2 protein-coding genes are annotated in these 1,744 nt (G+C 47.7%); both read left to right on the forward strand.

Features of this window, described 5'->3' with window-relative positions; all coding sequences use genetic code 11:
- Positions 1–70: 70 nt before the first annotated feature.
- Positions 71–1,207, forward strand: coding sequence for a DUF3854 domain-containing protein (locus tag QUB61_RS39275; protein ID WP_333136865.1), 1,137 nt, complete (start codon positions 71–73; stop codon positions 1,205–1,207).
- A gap of 24 nt (positions 1,208–1,231) precedes the next feature.
- Positions 1,232–1,687, forward strand: coding sequence for a DUF5906 domain-containing protein (locus tag QUB61_RS39280; RefSeq protein WP_333136867.1), 456 nt, complete (start codon positions 1,232–1,234; stop codon positions 1,685–1,687).
- Positions 1,688–1,744: the final 57 nt, after the last annotated feature.

Raw genomic sequence — 1,744 nt, forward strand, 5'->3', positions numbered from 1 at the left:
GTTAGACTAAAAAAAGCTTTATGGCTTTGATTTTTGAAAAATACCAGTAAGATAATCACATCTGCGGAATGTGGGTTTCATCGCAAAGAAAATTAGCTGGGAAAAGTATTCCGACAACCTCCCCCTCGGCTGGTACACATCTGGGCTTGACCTAACAACGATGAAGCCTCAGGAGTTTGGGCAGTTCAAGCCAGACAAGAAAATTCTGTTAAATGGAAAGGAGGTAAAGTACATCTCCGATAAAGGGCATCCCTACGACGCTATCGCGCTACCACACCCCGACCCGGACTACTGGCAACGTGTCCTAGATGATGTGTCTATCCCTGTTGATATTGACGAAGGGACAAAGAAGTCGGGCGCTGGGATAACTTGCGGATTCCCCTCGCTGGCTCTCTGCGGTGTTGCCATGTGGCAAAGGAAGCGTGAGCTTGTCCCAAACTTGGCAGCAGTGGCAGTTCCTAGGCGAACAATGCGTATCCGCTTCGATATGGACGTACTGACTAAAAAAGAAGTACGGCTTCAGGTTAAAAAACTCGCCAAAGCCCTAGAACAACGAAACTGTACCGTTTTGGTCGCAACATGGAATCCTGAATTAGGATTAAAGATTGACGATGTGAAAGTCCACCACGGCGCGGAGATGGTGAAAAAGATTATGGCTGATGCAATTCCTTATGCTCAGTGGCTTAAAAACCTGGAAGCGCAAGTCAGCGAAGCGCGTGACACGGGGGATGAGAAGAAAGGTAAGCAGTTACCGCCCCCAAGTAAAGTAGCAGCAGAGCTAGGTGAAATTTACCGAGAGAAACTAGCGTGGGAGTCGGAATATAAACTGTGGCGTCAATATGCCGGGAAGTTTAATGGGGCGTGGAGCGTGGCAACAAATGAGACGGTGCGCGGACTCATTCACGCTCATTTGCGATCGCAAAATTTACCATTCAACGCTGGCTTTGTTTCCTCGGTAGAAACGATTCTGCAATCAGACTTAGAGGTACTGGAATGGGACGAGCAAACCGGACTAATTCCCTTACGGGACGGCGTACTTGACCAGAAAACTAAAGAACTGAAACCGCACAAACCCGGATATCGATTTACTTGGCAATTACCCCACAAGTGGGCAGATGCCCATATCGGATGTGAGCCGATTGAGGACTTTTTACTTAAGGTCACAGGCTGCCAAGCCATCGCCAACGTGCTGCTGGCATTCCTCTGAGCCGTTGTTACTCGCCGCGCAGACTTGCAGCGCTTCCTCGAGTTAATCGGTGGTGGGGGTACGGGTAAGTCTACTGTTATGGGGTTAGCGCGAGCGTTGGCAGGAAACGAAAATACAGCATCCAGTCAACTAGCTCACCTCGAAAGCAACCAGTTTGAAACAGCTAAATTTTACGGCAAAAGCCTCGCTATTTTCCCAGATAGCGAGCGATGGCAAGGTGAGGTGGGAAACCTAAAACGCTTAACAGGTCAAGACCCCATACGCTATGAGCGTAAAGGGATACAGCAATCTAAGGATTATATTTTTGGTGGCATGGTTATCCTGAGCGCCAACGAACCCATCGAAAGTAAAGACAAAACCAGCGGACTGAAGCGTCGGCAATTAACAGTTCCGTTTGATATCCGAGTTCCTGAATACAAAGGACGCAACTTGATAAAGGAGTTTGAGCCTTACATCCCAGGACCATTACTCACAAGTTAAGCTAAAAGCACTATTGTCAATGAGTAAAATTACTCATCTTTTACCTGTTGACCCAAT

Origin of the sequence: Microcoleus sp. C2D2 (assembly GCF_036702495.1) — a bacterium.
Classification (GTDB): domain Bacteria; phylum Cyanobacteriota; class Cyanobacteriia; order Cyanobacteriales; family Microcoleaceae; genus Microcoleus.